The following is a 14620-nucleotide window of genomic DNA, read 5'->3' as shown; positions in this document are numbered from 1 at the left end:
CTCTTTCTGAACATGAAAATACCCCCATATAGGACTTTTATATTTCATTGTCCTATATGAGGGTAGCATATCAAAATGCCTGGCTTTTTTATTTCATTTTTTTCACAGATTTTCCGGGAAATCGATTATTTTATAAAGTTCTACCATCCGGTTCCAAGAGTCTATCTGTCAGAGTCTGGATTCACAGGTAGAAAGTGGAACTGTGATTTCCGTAAAAGATGAGGCTGGAAAGGTGATCACAGAGATCAAAACAGAGGTAACTCTGGAGAGTAATTATACAGAGCTTTAAACTTAAAAAATTCTAAACTTGTCGGAAAAGACTGTTTTCTCATGAAGAAATATGTTAAAGTAAGGCTGAAATATGCGTAAAAAGGAACAAACATTAACGAGATGTCGTTTAAGGAAGGAAGAACCATAGACATATGATGAGAGAAGACAGGAAAAGAGCGGAGCAGCGCCAGAAAAAAATAGCGAGGCGCAAGCGGGAAGTACAAAGGATGAAAAGAAAGCTATATAAAGCAGGCATTCTTGCAGCAGCAGGAATTATCGTGTTGGCTGTGATCCTGATGCTTTGTGGAAGTGGAAATGCAAAGAAATCTGCAAAAAAGACATCCTCTGCCAAGACAAAGACAGAGACAGAAACAAAGACACCAGAAGAGATAGAAGCTGAGAAAGTCCAGGAGGTGCTGGATTCTGACCAGTATAAAGACCAGCTGGGCGAATTATATAAGAAAAACCCGGAGACGAAGGAAATCATTCTGAACAGAGAAAAGTATTCCGATGATCTGCTGACATGGCTGTTTGATCATCAGGAAGCACTGCAGTGGGTGATTGATTATCCGGAACAGTCAGCACGATCAGAGGAAGAACTCAGTGCGCAGGGACTTCAGGCGGTAGATTTGAAAGATTACAGAATCCAGAACCATATTCCGGTATATTTCCAGTGGAGCGAAGTATGGGGATATGCATCTTATGGTTCCGAGAATATCGGAATGGGTGGATGCGGACCGACCAGCCTTTCCATGGTGGCGACAGGACTTACAGGCAATACTTCATTTACACCGAAGTATGTGGCAGATATGAGTGTCAATATGGGATATTATGTAGATGAAGTCGGAACAGACTGGACGCTTATGACTGCAGGAGCTTCAGAACTTGGAATAAACTCTGCACAGCTTACAAACTGGTCAGAAGACACTCTCAAATCCGAGCTTTCGGCAGGACATCCGATCATCTGCAGTATGGGACCGGGTGATTTTACAAACCAGGGACATTTTATCGTCCTTTCCGGGCTGACAGAGGAGGGCAAGGTACTGATCAATGATCCGAACAGTAAGATCAACAGCCGTAAGAAATGGGATCTGAATACAATTATAAATCAGATGAATGCAGCGTGGTCATTCTGGGTATAAAAATTTGGAAAAAGTGCAGGAGAATTGGATAAATTCCCTTGCGCTTTTCTTTTATTTATGATATAAATAGATATTGTCGAGAGACAAAATGGGTGGATTCCCGAGTGGCCAAAGGGGACAGACTGTAAATCTGCTGCAATTTGCTTCGGTGGTTCGAATCCACCTCCGCCCATTGATGCGAGGTTGAAAAGACAGTGCAGAGCGCGTATGCTTTTCGCAAAAACCGTTTGAGCATCTCTTGCCGCAGTGGCGGAACTGGCAGACGCCCGGGACTTAAAATCCCGTGGGTAGTGATACCCGTACCGGTTCGATTCCGGTCTGCGGCAGTGTTTGAAAAGCAGGAGAAACGTTGAATTTACAGCATTTCTCCTGCTTTTTGTTTAACCGGGATTCTGTTAAATACGCAATTTGCCGGCGTAGAGGCAGAAAAGTAGATACAGAAAGGAATGGAGGCATAAAAATGGGAGCATATCAACTGAAAAATGAAGAACTTACACTGACTGTTATTTCAGCAGGCGCAGAAATGAAATCGCTAAAAGACAATAAGACAGAGCAGGAATATCTGTGGCAGGCAGATCCAAAGTTCTGGGGAAGAACATCACCGGTTCTTTTCCCGATCGTAGGAAATTATGCGCAGAAGCAGTCGGTATACGAAGGAAAGACATATACGCTGTCACAGCATGGTTTTGCAAGAGACATGGAATTTGATCTGGAGAGCCAGACAGAAGAAGAGATTTGGTTTGTACTGAAAGATACAGAAAGTACTTTGGGAAAATATCCATTTCATTTTATTCTGAAAGTAGGATACAGACTCTCCGGACGTCAGGTGGAAGTAATGTGGAAAGTAGAAAATCCAAATGATAAGAAGATGTATTTTTCGATCGGAGGGCATCCGGCATTTAACTGTCCTTTGAAAGAAGGAGAAAAGCAGGAGGATTGTCAGTTGGTATTTGATACAGAAGGACCGCTCATGAGCAGCATCCTGAATGAAGAAGGTGCACTTTGTCCACGGACAAAAATCTTAAATCTTTTCGGAAAATGTCTGAAGCTTGAGGAACATTTATTTGATGAGGATGCACTTATTATTGAAAATCATCAGGCACAGAGGATCGGTCTTGCGGATGCAGATGGAAAGGTTTATCTGGAAGTAGAATTTGAGGCACCGCTTTTTGGAATCTGGTCTCCGGCAAAAAAACACGCACCTTTCGTATGCATTGAGCCATGGTATGGAAGAAGTGACAGAGAAGATTTTGACCATATTCTGGAAAACAGGGAGTGGGGGAATGAACTGGAACCGGGCGATATTTTTGAAAAGGATTATAAGATTCTGGTAAAATAGCGCAGAGGGTTGCGTTTCATGGCTCAGACTGATACAATGAAAAAAATACATGGAATATTAAAGGAAGAGGAGAACGTAAGATGAACTTTTTGGAAGAACGTATTGTCAAAGATGGAATCGTGAAAGAGGGAAATGTTCTTAAGGTGGACAGTTTTCTGAATCATCAGATGGATATTGAATTATTTGACCAGATCGGAGCGGAATTCAAGAAGAGATTTGCAGATAAGAATATCAACAAGATTCTGACAATCGAAGCTTCTGGTATCGGGATTGCCTGTATTGTAGCCAAGCATTTTCATGTACCGGTTGTATTTGCAAAAAAGACACAGAGCATCAATCTGGAAGGGGAGATGTATGTAGCAGAAGTCGAATCATTTACCCACAAATGCAAGAACCAGGTAATTGTAGCAAAGAAATTTCTTTCAGAGGAAGATCATGTGCTCATTATTGATGATTTCCTTGCGAATGGATGTGCGCTGCAGGGGCTGATTCAGCTGGTTACAGAGGCAGGTGCAACTGTAGAGGGAATTGGAATTGTGATCGAAAAAGGATTCCAGTCCGGCGGAAGAATCATCCGCAACCTTGGATATCCGCTGGAATCACTTGCGATTGTAGAAGCTATGGACAGTGAGACGGGTGAGATTACTTTCAGAGAGCAGTAAAAAGTGCAAAAAGACGCATATGCCTGAACAAAAATTTTGTCGGGAATATGCGTCTTTTGCGTATATGATGAGCTAAGTGCAGATTTGTATTTTCACAGGGATCTGCACTTTTTGATATACAAAAAGAGAGTGATATTTGTTTTAGCTGGCCCACGAGCGGTTATAGAAAAACATGGAAAGTGAAGAGTCAAAGATAACAATATATCCAATCACGCTGAGCAGGTTTAGTCGTTTTGCTCCATCCATTCATTTAAAAGCCTGCAATAGTGGTCGGTATCTTCAACGAAGCATACATGACGGCAGTCATCAAAAAGTTCCCAGCGTGAATTCGGGATACTGTCATACATGGTCTTTGCAACCAGTGGAGTGCACAGATCGTTGGTTCCGTTGATGATAAGTGCCGGTTCTTTGATATTTTTCAGTTTGTCACGGTACTCATAGTTGCTGAGATTTCCGATTGGCGTGTATTCATTTGGTCCCCACGCGGTGATATAAGAGTCTGTTCCAATTTTTTTTGGACGGCGCAGGCATTCAGGATCGGTGTCTTTTGGTACGCCGGCGGCATGAAGAAGCATAAAGCGTTCATTGGCTGCGAGATATGCCGGATCGTCAAAATTGCCGGTTGCTTCAGCTTTGGCAATGGCGTCCTGATCTTCCTGGGACATGAATTTGATCATCCGGTGTTGTTCCTGGGCCCACAATTTGGAAGATGGGTGGGTGCTGGAAAGAATAACGGATTTGATCCCTTCTGGTTTGTGATCGCATAAGTATTCGATTGAGAGCATTCCGCCCCAGGACTGTCCGAGAAGATGAAGTTCATTAAGTCCGAGATATTTTCTGAGTTCGATTAGTTCATTCATCCATGTTTTAGAACACCAGAGTTCTGAATGTCCTTCTACATAAGAATTACCGCAGCCGAGCTGGTCGTAGGAAATAATTGCACGACCTTCATCAGCAAGCCGGTCAAGTACTTCAAAGTAGTTATGTGTAGAACCAGGTCCTCCGTGAAGCAGAATGAGTGGTTTTTTATTGCCGGAGCATTCGCCTGCAATACGGTAGTAGGTTTTGTATCCAAGATAAGGCATGTAGCCTTCTGTAATTTTCATATTTAATCCCTCCTATCAGTACACTGAGTCTCTTCATTATAACATCAGAATGAAGTAAGGGAAAGAAAAAGTGGAAAAATAAAAAAATAAAAAAAATAAAAAAATTGTTGACAAACAGTTGAATGATGAATATAATAATAAGAGTCATGCGGGTGTAGTTCAATGGTAGAACACCAGCCTTCCAAGCTGGATACGTGGGTTCGATTCCCATCACCCGCTTTTGTTATGTTTTAAATCAGGAGCCCGGTCGCCAAAGTGGTGACCGGGCTCCTGATTTATAGAGAAAAATTTAGTCATTTTTGACTGGTACGTTAAAATGTCGGCTCGATTATAAGGGTGAACGAAATGTTTACCAGTGTCGTAAATTTTTTGGTACTTACCTTGATTTTTCATCCGTCCCATGCTATACTAACACCCGTTACAAAACCCCTAAAAACAAGGTCTTACAAGGGTTTCGCCGATTCCCGGCGTAAGGTCATATACTTACAGTATATGCCTTCCGCGGCATTCGTCAGATGTCCATGTAAGCATGGACGCCAGACTCATTGCTGCGCGAAAATGAATCGAGTGTTCGTGACCTTCCACTCGTAAAACAAAACTAGAGGAGAGAATTTCATATGAAGAACAAGAATGTAGCATTTATGACTCAGGCAGCGATGATCGCTGCAATCTACGTGGTGCTTACTTATGTATTTGCACCATTTTCATTCGGAGAAGTACAGATACGTATTGCAGAAGCACTTACGATCCTTCCGGTATTTACACCGGCAGCGATTCCTGGACTTTTCGTTGGATGTATTGTTGGAAACATTCTCGGAGGAGCAATCCTGCCGGATATCATTTTCGGAAGCATTGCAACTTTGATCGGAGCATTTTTTACTTATCAGCTTCGTAACAAAAACCGTTTCCTTGCACCGTTACCACCGATTATTGCTAACACAGTAATCGTTCCGTTTGTACTTCGTTACGGATATGGAGTAGCACTTCCAATTCCGTTTATGATGTTGACAGTTGGTGTCGGAGAAGTTGTCGGATGTGGTGTGCTTGGATTAGTCCTTTATACTGCATTGAATCGTTATAAAAATGTAATTTTTAAAACAGCATAAGAAGATGTAAAAAGCGGACAGACTGAAAAGCTATTCAGCCTGTCCGTTTTTTATACTATTATTGTGTATACAATCGTAGAATTTTACAAATTTAAGTGGAGATATATTTATGGAAAAGTGGATATGAATCTTCTATAATATAAAAAGAGAAACTGTAACCAGATGAAAGTTTGACAGTAAGTGAAAAAAGGAGAAATATGAAATATACAGTTGTTGTTGCTGATGATGAGGAGGAAATCCGAAGAAGTCTTGTTCGCAGGGTAAAGTGGGAAGAGATTGGTTTTGAAGTGGTCGGGGAAGCTGAAAATGGTGCAGACGCGCTGGAACTGGTTGAAAAGCTGGAACCAGATCTGCTTCTTACCGATATCAAGATGCCATTTTTATCGGGGATTGAGCTGGCACGGGCGGTCAGGGAAGTTCGCCCAATGGTACAGATCGCATTTTTAAGTGGATTTGATGATTTTACCTATGCGCAGCAGGCAATTCAATATAATATTGTAAGCTATATGCTGAAGCCGATTTCAGCAAAAGAGATCGAGGCGGAATTGATAAAGATTAAAAAAGCCATGGATCAGCGAGTGGAAGAATTTACAAAAGAAAGAAAAGAGAAGCTGGACATCCGCAAGACGCAATTCCTTATTCCGCTTTTGCTCGACAGCTTTCAGAATGAACGGGTGTCCGAAGAGGCACTTCTTGAGCGGGCAGAGGAATGTGAGCTGATCCGTAATCCAAAGCCGGATAATATGCAGTACGTGGTGCTTGTAACCGGAATCCGTGATGCAAATGGAAAGGATCAGACAAGCTATAGCAGTGTAAATGCAGTTGATATGATCCTGAAAAAATATGTTCATTATGTAAGCTGCCATCTGGAAGGAAGAGTGGTATCGCTGATCGCGACGACTCCGGGAGGTATGGGTAAGTATTTACATATTATTGTAGAAGAAATTGTTCAGAGTGTGGAGCGTATTATGGGATATTGCTGTCAGGTCGGGGTAAGCAGGAGTGTGAATACTCTTGGAAAATGCAGAGAGAGCTATCTGGAGGCAATGAATGCGCTCAGTTATTCCAGAAAGGATAAAAGCAGTGTCTATTTCATTTCCGATGCAGAGCACGGATCGGGATTGGAACAGGGAGAAATACAGGAAATTACAGCAACGATGGAGAATTTTTTACGTGGTGGAATGGCAGAGGATCTGGAGATTTATCTGGATGATCTGGAAAAGAAACTGCGAAATGGAGGCAAGAATACACTGGTACTTAGTACGATACTTTTGACTGAGATCGGGGCGGCAGTATATAAGGTTATTTATATGGCAATCGGGGAATGTGGTGTAGAAGTTCTTCAGAAAAAATATTCCATGCAGCAGATGCGTGAAATGGAACGTATGGCAGAGAATTTTCAGATCATAAAAATGCTGTGTATGGAGGCTAAAAAAATGCTTATGGATCAGAGAAAGAAGAGCAGCGAGGTGATCTGCGAGCAGGCAGTGCAGATCATACAGGACCGCTATGCCCAACAGGATCTGTCTGTTATGATCATCAGTGAAGAGATCGGGGTGTCGCCGAATTATCTCAGCAGTCTGATAAAAAAGACGACAGGCAGTTCACTGGTTGAGATCCTGACGAAAAAACGAATTGAAAAGGCAATGGAGCTTCTGCAGTGTACCGGTATGAAGATCGGTGAGATTACAGAGCTGTGTGGTTATAAGGATCAGTATTATTTCAGCCACTGCTTCAAAAAGCTGACTGGAGTATCACCGAACAAATACAGGAGGGAACATGAACAGGCGTAAAAAAGAAGCAGATCAGCACAAGGGATGGAATATATCTATTTCCGGTGTGTTTATTGCAATGGTAATGGGAATCGTCCTGATTTCGGTAGTGGCTGCAACGCTTATTTTTGTTCAGATTTATCGGAATGCAATGGAGCAAAGTGCAGTGACAAGCAGTTCCCAGAGCTGTGAACAGGTACAGAATACGGTTGAGAATTATACACAGGATATGCGGATCATACTGGAAGGGATCGTGGCGAGAATGCGTCATGAGAATAATCATTCTGAGGAATATATCCAGAATCTGGTAAATATCCGTTCCGATGTAGTAGCGGTAACAATCTGTGGTGAAGATGGGGAGCTTCTGCGTTACTGGAACAGAGGGCAGAAGCTGAAAGAGAATTATCGCATTGTTCAGAGTACCGAAATGGAAGATGACGATGGCAGGCTGCGTATAACCAAACCATATGTGGAATCTTTGTTTGAGGGATATTATCCATGGGTTGTAACCGTTTACCAGAAGATTCAGAAAGAAGACGGAACCAGTATACAGGTAAATATTGACATCCGTTTTTCTGACATTGCCAATTATGTTGATGATGTAGGGATCGGGCAGCACGGCTATGCCTATATCGCGGACAAAAAAGGCAATCTGATCTATCATCCACAGCAGCAGCTCATTTATTCCGGGTTAAAAGAAGAGAAGGGAATGGATTTAAAAGAAGGGACACATATTCAGGAACAGGCGATCTATACTGTGAAAAATCTGGAGAACTGTGACTGGAAAATTGTAGGTGTCTGCTATGTAGATGAAATGATTACGGAGAAGGTAAGCAGTGCGGTATCCAGACTTCTGATCGTCCTGTGTCTGGTTATGGGAGCAGTCTTTCTTCTCGGATGGGCATTTTCAGAACTGTTCTCAGCACCGGTAAGGCAGCTTGCTGATGACATGCACCGGTTTGAAAAAAATGCTGAAAATTTTGTATTTGAGCCGATGGCGGGAACTACAGAGATCACGACTTTATCTAACTCGTTTGAACACATGGTTGTGAAGATCCAGAAGCTGATGGAGCAGGTCAGACAGGAAGAAATCACACTGCGGAAAACAGAGCTGAAAGCGCTTCAGGCGCAGATCAATCCACATTTCCTGTATAATACACTGGATGCGATTGCATGGATGTGTGAAGACGGGAAAAATGAAGATGCAGAAGAGATGGTTACGGCACTTGCAAGGCTGTTCCGTATCAGTATCAGTAAAGGGCATGAGCTGATTCCGATCGAAAAAGAAGTGGAACATGCAAAGAGTTATTTGAAGATTGAAAATTATCGGTATAAGAACAAATTTACCTATTCATTTGAGGTGGAAGAGTCGTGCCTTTCGTATCTTTGTAACAAAATTACTTTGCAGCCAATTATCGAGAATGCAATTTATCATGGTGTAAAGCAGATGATCGATGAGGGTGAGATCTGGATCCGTATTTTTGAGGATGGAGAAGATATTATTTTCCAGGTGGAGGATAACGGAATCGGTATGACGGAAGAACAGTGCCGGGAGATTCTGCGCAAAGAGCCGGGAGACCGTACCGGAATCGGAATCAAGAATGTAAATGACCGGATCAAGATTTATTTTGGAAGCAATTATGGACTGAATATCACAAGTGAGCTGGATGAAGGAACCTGTGTGACGATCCGTATGCCGAAGGTCAGGGAGGAAGAATATGAGAAAAAGTAGAAGAAAACCATTTATTGCAATTGGTGCAGGTGTGATCCTACTTGCAATTCTGTTTTTTGTCCTGACGGGTGACGGACTTGGGGAAGGAAAAGAAGGCAGTACAAATAGCGTCATCGAGAAGAAAAAAGTAGTGTTTCTGACAAAATCCATGGATTCTTCTTTCTGGCAGTCTGCATATGCGGGAGCCGGTGCGGCAAGTGCGGAATATAATCTGGATCTGGTGTGCGAAGGACCGGATGGAGACGGTGAGGAAGATTATGAGGCGCAGAATGAAATGATAGACCGGGCAATCCGGGAACAGGTAGATGCACTTCTGTTCTCTGCCATTGATTTTGAAAAGAATGCGGAAGCAATCGACCGTGCGGCAAAGGCAGGAATCAGAATTGTGGTTGTGGACAGTCCGGTAAACAGTGAGGCTGTGGAATGCTATATTGGTACAAATAATTATGAAGCCGGATGTATGGCAGGAGAAGAAGTGCTTGGCAATCCGGCGGAAAATCTAAATATCGGAATCGTAAATTTTGATAAGAGTACGGAGAACGGGCAGCTTCGTGAAAAGGGATTCCGGGATACGGTTCTTAATGATGACCGGGCAAATATTACGGCGTCCATCAATGTGAAGTCTACGATCACCGACGCAAGAGAGGGCACCGAGAGGATGTTGCTTGACAATCCGCAGATCAATGTGATCGTGACATTTAATGAATGGACAACCCTTGGAGTCGGGGATGCGGTAGAAGCACTTGGCGCCGGAGAGCGGACGCAGGTTGTTGCGTTTGACAGTAACGTAAAATCCATTGGAATGCTGGAAAAAGGAAATGTAGATGCGCTGATCGTCCAGAACCCATATGCGATGGGATACCTGGGGATTGAGCAGATCAATACACTACTGAATGGTCAGAAGCCGGAAAAGAAAGAGACGGCAACCAGCAGTATTCTGGTGACAAGAGAAAATATGTATGATGATAAGAGCCAGAAGGCGCTGTTTTCATTTGAAGAAAAGTAACGGGTGAAATGTTTGTAGCTGCTCGGAAGTATAGAAGCTGTAGTCTGAAAAATATTTGGACTACAGCTTTTTAAAGAATTGGGCATTTGAAACATTTATGGACGAAATTAAGTAAAAATTTATATAAACGTTGAAATTCACAAACTCCTCGTAGTTTTTCACATGGGTGTTTTATTCCCTTCTTGTTATACTCGTATCATCAAGTAAACGTTATACAAGGAGGAACGAAATTATGAAAAGAAGAATTGTAGCAGCGATGCTCGCAGGTGTGATGGCACTTGGAATGCTTGCAGGATGCGGGGGCTCCGGTAAGAGTGACAGTGATGGTGGAAGCAGTGATAAGAAATCATCAGACGCTAATATCGCAGTATTCTACTATACCTATTCTGATACTTATATCGCATCTGTCCGTACAGCACTCGATGCAAAACTTGACGAGATGGGTGTTGAATATCAGGACTATGATGGAAACAGCAACCAGACAACACAGAACGAACAGATTGATACAGCGATCCAGACAGGTGCTACAGCACTGATCGTCAACATCGTTACATCTGGTTCTGTAGATGCTTCTTCTCAGATCGTTGAAAAAGCAGAAGCAGCAGGAATCCCGGTTATTTTCTTTAACCGTGCGATCGAAGATGACAAGACAGAAGGCGATGTACTTGGAAGCTATGAAAAGTGCGCATTCGTAGGAACAGACGCTCCGGAAGCAGGACATATGCAGGGCGAAATGATCGGTAACTATGTAGTAGAACATTTTGATGAAATGGATCTCAACGGAGATGGAAAGATCTCTTACGCAATGTTCATGGGACAGCTCGGAAATGCAGAAGCTATTTACCGTACACAGTTTGCTGTAGAAGATGCAGATAAGATCATCACAGACGCCGGCAAACCGGCACTGGAATACTTTGACGCTTCTAACAGTGACAAATATCAGGTTGACCAGGATGGTAACTGGAGTGCAACAGCAGCTAACAACTATATGACAACCAACCTTTCCCAGTACAACGAAGGAAGCAATAACATGATCGAACTTGTTATCTGCAACAATGACGGTATGGCAGAGGGTGCAGTCTCAGCTCTGAATGATAAGGGATACAACCTTGGAACAGGCAAAGACTGCAAGATGATCCCGGTATTTGGTGTTGATGCTACAGACGCAGCAAAACAGCTGATCGCTGATGGCAAGATGACAGCAACTGTTAAACAGGATGCAGATGGTATGGCAGCTTGTATCGCAGACCTTGCTAAGAATGCAGCAGGTGGAAAAGATCTGATGGATGGAACAGATTCTTACAATATTTCCGAAAAAGTAAGCAACAAGATCTTCATTCCTTACCAGGAATACTCAGGAAAATAAAAATGTAAAAAATAAAGGTGGCGGCCAGGTGGTTGGCCAGCCACCTTTTCTAAAGTTGTGACGCAGCCGGATGGAACTGCATAGCGGCAGGTTCGAAAGGTATGCGAGATTAGAAGATGAGAGACAGGAGGACAGCTATGAAACAGGATGTTTTACTGCAGATGACGGATATCTGTAAAGAATTTCCGGGCGTAAAAGCATTAGATCATGTGTCCCTGACAGTTAAAGCAGGCACTGTCCATGCACTGATGGGTGAAAATGGAGCCGGAAAGTCAACACTGATGAAATGCCTTTTCGGAATTTATGACAAAGACAGTGGCAAGATTGAGCTGGAGGGAAAAGAGATTAATTTCAAGAATTCGAAAGAAGCTCTTGAAAATGGAGTTGCAATGGTTCACCAGGAACTGAACCAGGCGCTCAAAAGAAACGTCATGGATAATCTCTGGCTCGGACGTTACCCGAAAGTGGGCGGCGTCATGGTAAATGAGAAAAAAATCTATGACGACACAAAAAAAGTATTTGAAGAATTGAAAATTGATGTAGATCCGAAAAGGATCATGAGTACGATGCCGGTATCACAGAGACAGATGGTAGAGATTGCAAAAGCAGTATCTGTGAATGCAAAAGTCATCGTATTTGATGAGCCGACTTCTTCCCTTACAGAGCAGGAAGTAGAGCATCTGTTTGATATCATTGAGATGCTGAAAAAGAGAGGATGCGGAATCATTTACATTTCACATAAAATGGCAGAGATCAAACGGATTTCAGACGAAATCACGATCATGCGTGACGGAACCTGGGTAGCAACCGAGAAAGCAGATGATCTGGAGATGGATGATATCATCCGCCTGATGGTTGGACGTGAGCTTACCAATCAGTTCCCGCCAAAGACAAATAAACCGGGCGATGTAGCGCTTGAAGTGGAACACCTTTCCGGAATGTATTCGATCCTGAATGATGTTTCCTTCAAAGCAAGAAAAGGAGAAATTCTTGGAATTGCCGGACTTGACGGAAGTGGGCGTACAGAAACTCTGGAGACAATTTTTGGAATTGCAACCAGGAAATCAGGAACGATAAAACTTGACGGAAAACAAGTCAGCAATAAGAATGCACAGGATTCGATCAAGAACGGATTTGCACTTCTGACAGAAGAGAGAAGAGCAACCGGTATCTTCGGCATCCTGAACATTCGTGAAAATACCGTTATCTCCAGCTTAAAGAGACACAAAAAAGGATTTTATCTGAGTGAAAAATCCATGAAAGAAGATACGCAGAAATATATTGATGCGCTGCGGACAAAGACACCGTCGCAGGAGACAAAGATCCGTGCACTTTCCGGTGGAAACCAGCAGAAGGTTATCCTTGGAAGATGGCTTCTTACCGATCCGGAAGTACTGCTTCTGGATGAGCCGACAAGAGGAATCGATGTCGGTGCAAAGTATGAGATCTATCAGCTCATCATCGATCTTGCGAACCGCGGCAAAGTAGTTATCGTAGTTTCTTCAGAAATGCCGGAGCTTCTCGGAATCTGTGACCGTATCATGGTTATGTCCGGTGGAAGACTTGCCGGAGAGATTGACGCAGAAGAGGCGACACAGGAACTGATCATGACTTACGCAGCAAAGTATGTGTAATTTTCAAACAAAAAGAAGGAGGCTTCCCAGATGAAAGCATTTGCAAATATAAAATCACGCTATGCAGAATACAAAGCACTGGATTCCGCAGACAAGGTAAAAGCGTGGAAAGAAGGACTTATCAATAATGCGATTTATCTTCTGATCATTATCGCAGTTATTTACACTTACACACAGAACAGCAGATTCCTGAGCGTGGCATCTATTGTTAACATTATCTCGCTGTCTGCAGCGAACATTCCGATCGCGTGTGGTATTGCAGGAACGATCGTACTTACCGGTACAGACCTTTCAGCCGGACGTGTTGTAGGTCTTACAGCATGTATTTCTGCATCACTTTTGCAGTCAGTAACTTATGCAACCAAAATTTTCCCGGATCTTCCGGTTCTTCCGATACCACTGGTTATTCTGATCGTAATCGTAGTCGGAGGTATTGTTGGATGGGTAAATGGATTCTTCGTAGCGAAATTCCACTTACATCCATTCATTGTAACACTGGCAACACAGCTGATCGTATACGGAATCCTTCTGATGTACATTATGCTGAACGGTAACAACGGACAGCCACTTTCCGGACTGGACAAATCCTTTAAGAATTTTGTAACAGGAAGTTTCTTAAAGATCCGTGGCGTTCCGATACCGAACTATGTATGGTACGCTTGTGTCGTAGTTGTATTCATGTGGTTCATGTGGAATAAGACAACATTTGGAAAGAATATGTTCGCAGTTGGTTCCAACCCGGAAGCTGCCAATGTATCTGGTGTAAATGTTATGAGAACAACCATTCTGGTACATACACTTGCAGGATGCATGTATGGTATCACTGGATTTATTGAATCTGCACGTATCGGTTCCAACCAGGCAAATACAGGTCTGAACTACGAGTGTGATGCGATTGCCGCCTGTGTAATCGGTGGTGTATCTTTTGTAGGTGGTACCGGTAAGATCAGCGGCGTTGTTTTAGGGGTGTTCATTCTGAGAATCATCTTCGTTGCACTGCAGTTCCTGGCAGTAAGTCAGAATATGCAGTATGTGATCAAAGGTCTGATTATTCTGATCGCATGTGCAATTGATATGAGAAAATATCTGGTAAGAAAATAAAAAGAAAAGGCTGGGAAATGTTATGGACGAGAATAAGATGCCGGAGAATGACGGATGGAAGAAAAATGCAAGACTGGCGATTTATGCAATGGCCGGGTTTTATCTGCTGACACTGGCATACCAGATGTTCAGGGCGATTTCCACAAGTCATGGTAATGAGCAGCTTGTTATGATCGTGGCGACGATTCTGTTTCTGATAGTTGGTGTTGGTTTGATCGGGTTTGGAACTATAAATGTCTACAAAAACATGAAAAAGAATCAGAGTACAGATAAAGATCGTAATGAGGAATAGCTCATAACGAGGACAAGACCTCAAAACAAAAAGACAGGAGAGTAATAGCACCCCCCTGTCTTTTTGTGTCTATAAAGAGGAATAAAAACATT

At 42.8% G+C, this 14620-nt stretch carries 12 protein-coding genes and 3 tRNA genes; 14 read left to right on the top strand and 1 reads right to left on the bottom strand.

Annotation, left to right across the window (positions count from 1 at the left end; genetic code table 11):
- The first annotated feature begins 497 nt into the window (after positions 1 to 497).
- The 5 genes from AB5213_RS14570 to AB5213_RS14550 all read left to right on the top strand — a co-directional run bounded on the left by AB5213_RS14570 (position 498) and on the right by AB5213_RS14550 (position 3413).
- A complete protein-coding gene (locus tag AB5213_RS14570; RefSeq protein ID WP_167531620.1) occupies positions 498 to 1412 on the top strand; it encodes a C39 family peptidase in 915 nt (304 codons plus the stop codon).
- Positions 1413 to 1502: 90 nt separating this feature from the next.
- A tRNA-Tyr gene (locus AB5213_RS14565) sits at positions 1503 to 1584 on the top strand.
- Positions 1585 to 1652: 68 nt separating this feature from the next.
- A tRNA-Leu gene (locus AB5213_RS14560) sits at positions 1653 to 1738 on the top strand.
- 134 nt (positions 1739 to 1872) lie between these two features.
- Entirely contained in the window at positions 1873 to 2751 is an 879-nt protein-coding gene (locus tag AB5213_RS14555) for an aldose 1-epimerase family protein (RefSeq protein ID WP_368276868.1), read from the top strand.
- 80 nt (positions 2752 to 2831) lie between these two features.
- The gene (locus AB5213_RS14550; RefSeq protein WP_022220300.1) at positions 2832 to 3413 is read left to right on the top strand and encodes a xanthine phosphoribosyltransferase; all 582 of its coding nucleotides are present in this window, start codon (positions 2832 to 2834) and stop codon (positions 3411 to 3413) included.
- A 224-nt stretch (positions 3414 to 3637) separates the two neighbouring features.
- Here the strand turns inward: AB5213_RS14550 and pepI are convergent, their stop codons facing one another.
- Complete coding sequence (pepI, locus tag AB5213_RS14545; protein ID WP_368276867.1) at positions 3638 to 4519, bottom strand: proline iminopeptidase; 882 nt, start codon at positions 4517 to 4519, stop codon at positions 3638 to 3640.
- A gap of 148 nt (positions 4520 to 4667) precedes the next feature.
- Between pepI and AB5213_RS14540 the strand changes: the two genes are divergently transcribed.
- The 9 genes from AB5213_RS14540 to AB5213_RS14500 all read left to right on the top strand — a co-directional run bounded on the left by AB5213_RS14540 (position 4668) and on the right by AB5213_RS14500 (position 14528).
- A tRNA-Gly gene (locus AB5213_RS14540) sits at positions 4668 to 4738 on the top strand.
- Positions 4739 to 5136: 398 nt separating this feature from the next.
- On the top strand, positions 5137 to 5625 hold the full coding sequence (locus AB5213_RS14535; protein ID WP_008371036.1) for a QueT transporter family protein: 489 nt from the start codon (positions 5137 to 5139) through the stop codon (positions 5623 to 5625).
- Between the two features lie 197 nt (positions 5626 to 5822).
- Entirely contained in the window at positions 5823 to 7418 is a 1596-nt protein-coding gene (locus AB5213_RS14530) for a response regulator (RefSeq protein ID WP_117835912.1), read from the top strand.
- Entirely contained in the window at positions 7405 to 9129 is a 1725-nt protein-coding gene (locus AB5213_RS14525) for a sensor histidine kinase (protein ID WP_195255209.1), read from the top strand. The genes AB5213_RS14530 and AB5213_RS14525 overlap by 14 nt, the downstream gene beginning before the upstream one ends.
- Positions 9116 to 10135: a substrate-binding domain-containing protein gene (locus AB5213_RS14520; RefSeq protein ID WP_368276866.1), complete on the top strand. Its 1020-nt coding sequence runs from the start codon at positions 9116 to 9118 to the stop codon at positions 10133 to 10135. The genes AB5213_RS14525 and AB5213_RS14520 overlap by 14 nt, the downstream gene beginning before the upstream one ends.
- 232 nt (positions 10136 to 10367) lie before the next feature.
- The gene (locus tag AB5213_RS14515; RefSeq protein WP_022220686.1) at positions 10368 to 11501 is read left to right on the top strand and encodes a galactose ABC transporter substrate-binding protein; all 1134 of its coding nucleotides are present in this window, start codon (positions 10368 to 10370) and stop codon (positions 11499 to 11501) included.
- 116 nt (positions 11502 to 11617) lie between these two features.
- A complete protein-coding gene (locus AB5213_RS14510) occupies positions 11618 to 13135 on the top strand; it encodes an ATP-binding cassette domain-containing protein (RefSeq protein WP_334291743.1) in 1518 nt (505 codons plus the stop codon).
- A gap of 30 nt (positions 13136 to 13165) precedes the next feature.
- Positions 13166 to 14236, top strand: coding sequence for a beta-methylgalactoside transporter (locus AB5213_RS14505; protein ID WP_008371023.1), 1071 nt, complete (start codon positions 13166 to 13168; stop codon positions 14234 to 14236).
- Between the two features lie 22 nt (positions 14237 to 14258).
- Positions 14259 to 14528 (top strand): hypothetical protein, encoded by a 270-nt coding sequence (locus AB5213_RS14500; RefSeq protein WP_008371021.1) that lies wholly within the window; start codon positions 14259 to 14261, stop codon positions 14526 to 14528.
- The last annotated feature ends 92 nt before the right edge of the window (positions 14529 to 14620 follow it).

Origin of the sequence: Coprococcus sp. RTP21204st1_G4_RTP21204_210225 (genome assembly GCF_040915385.1) — a bacterium.
GTDB classification, from domain to species: Bacteria; Bacillota; Clostridia; order Lachnospirales; family Lachnospiraceae; genus Allocoprococcus; species Allocoprococcus comes.
The sequence above is the reverse complement of the archived record's forward strand: the minus strand, read 5'-3'. Positions and strand labels throughout refer to the sequence as shown.

Coding starts and splice junctions, on each gene's coding strand:
- AB5213_RS14570 (WP_167531620.1), top strand. CDS start 498: ATGAAAAGAAAGCTATATAAAGCAGGCATTCTTGCAGCAGCAGGAATT.
- AB5213_RS14555 (WP_368276868.1), top strand. CDS start 1,873: ATGGGAGCATATCAACTGAAAAATGAAGAACTTACACTGACTGTTATT.
- AB5213_RS14550 (WP_022220300.1), top strand. CDS start 2,832: ATGAACTTTTTGGAAGAACGTATTGTCAAAGATGGAATCGTGAAAGAG.
- pepI (WP_368276867.1), bottom strand. CDS start 4,519: ATGAAAATTACAGAAGGCTACATGCCTTATCTTGGATACAAAACCTAC.
- AB5213_RS14535 (WP_008371036.1), top strand. CDS start 5,137: ATGAAGAACAAGAATGTAGCATTTATGACTCAGGCAGCGATGATCGCT.
- AB5213_RS14530 (WP_117835912.1), top strand. CDS start 5,823: ATGAAATATACAGTTGTTGTTGCTGATGATGAGGAGGAAATCCGAAGA.
- AB5213_RS14525 (WP_195255209.1), top strand. CDS start 7,405: ATGAACAGGCGTAAAAAAGAAGCAGATCAGCACAAGGGATGGAATATA.
- AB5213_RS14520 (WP_368276866.1), top strand. CDS start 9,116: ATGAGAAAAAGTAGAAGAAAACCATTTATTGCAATTGGTGCAGGTGTG.
- AB5213_RS14515 (WP_022220686.1), top strand. CDS start 10,368: ATGAAAAGAAGAATTGTAGCAGCGATGCTCGCAGGTGTGATGGCACTT.
- AB5213_RS14510 (WP_334291743.1), top strand. CDS start 11,618: ATGAGAGACAGGAGGACAGCTATGAAACAGGATGTTTTACTGCAGATG.
- AB5213_RS14505 (WP_008371023.1), top strand. CDS start 13,166: ATGAAAGCATTTGCAAATATAAAATCACGCTATGCAGAATACAAAGCA.
- AB5213_RS14500 (WP_008371021.1), top strand. CDS start 14,259: ATGGACGAGAATAAGATGCCGGAGAATGACGGATGGAAGAAAAATGCA.